The sequence below is a fragment of the Paenibacillus forsythiae T98 genome (assembly GCF_000520735.1).
Lineage (GTDB): Bacteria > Bacillota > Bacilli > Paenibacillales > Paenibacillaceae > Paenibacillus_AQ > Paenibacillus_AQ forsythiae.
In genome coordinates this window covers 1-1,158 of sequence record NZ_ASSC01000059.1, presented here as the reverse complement: position 1 = coordinate 1,158, position 1,158 = coordinate 1, and the positions used below count along the sequence as shown (strand labels likewise).

The window sequence follows — 1,158 nt, the reverse complement described above, 5'->3', positions numbered from 1 at the left end:
GTCTTCGCCCGCAACCTCCTGAAGCGTAATCCCGCTGCGCGCTCCCCAGCCGGTCATCAGCGGAGCGATGGATGCGCGGTTCTCCCGCTGATCGAAGAAATACCCGGTCTTCTGGCCCTGCTCGATGTCGACAATCAGCTTCAGCCCGTTCTCGGTCACGGTGACATGGCGAGGGCATTCGCCGTACAGAACTCCCGTCCTCTGCTCCAGACCTTCAAGCTCGCGCACGCCGACATCGCTTCGTTCGTAAATGCCCATCGGCTTCAAAACCTTCACCAGCGCTTCGACGATTTCGGCGCGGCGCTTGTCCATTCCGAGCGTCAGCAGCTGCACGACGAGCACGCCGCCGAAGCGGTCGACAATCAGACCCGGCAGAAAATCAGCCTCGCCGTACACCAGCCTGTAGGCGCTCTCCCCGCCAAGAAACCGTTCGCGGTGCTTCAGACAGCGGGCAAATCTTTCCGTGAAAAAGGCCGTATCCATCGCCGCAAGCGGCTTGTGCGACACGACCCGGATTCGGATCTGCGACGCCGGATTGTAGTATCCGGTCGCCAAATATTTTCGTTGGTGGCTGAAGACGTCCACCAGACCTCCCTCTTCGGGACTTCCTTCTACCGTCTCCACTTCGTTGCCGTAAATCCACGGATGCCCCGCTTCCAGCCTTTTCTTGCGGCTGCGTTGTAAAATGACCGATGCCACTAGCTTCAACTCCCGATGTTTGTTTAGTTATGGGGCCGCGCCCCTGTCATGTCCCGGATGCCGGATTCATATATTTGGTGTACAACCCTTGCTCAAAAAAGGAGAACCGCTGCCATGATTCGCGAAGTGCTGTTCCCTGTATTATACGGCATTGTGATCTTTCTTGCCGGGATGAAGCTGATGGAGACCGCGCTGTCGAGGCTGGCCGGTCCGCTGCTTACCGGCGTCCTGAACAGAGCGACGGCCACGCCCCTCATGGGCATGGCCTCCAGCACCCTGCTCACAGCCCTTCTGCAGAGCAGCACCGCCGTAACGGTGCTGTCGATCGGCATGGTCAATGCCGGGCTGCTGACCTATGCGCGGACGCTCGGCATTATTCTCGGCAGCAACATCGGCACCTGCCTGACGACGGAGCTGATCGGCCTGCAAATCGGCCGGTTCGCCGCACCGCTGCTGGCG

The 1,158-nt window shown here is 59.8% G+C and carries 2 protein-coding genes; one reads left to right on the top strand and one right to left on the bottom strand.

Annotated elements, in window-relative coordinates; genetic code table 11:
• On the bottom strand, nt 1–699 hold a 699-nt coding region (locus L692_RS0102155; RefSeq protein WP_025696784.1), incomplete at its 3' end, for a class I SAM-dependent rRNA methyltransferase.
• A 114-nt stretch (nt 700–813) separates the two neighbouring features.
• Between L692_RS0102155 and L692_RS0102150 the strand changes: the two genes are divergently transcribed.
• Nucleotides 814–1,158 (top strand): Na/Pi symporter (locus L692_RS0102150; RefSeq protein WP_025696782.1); only part of this gene is annotated, 345 nt, incomplete at its 3' end.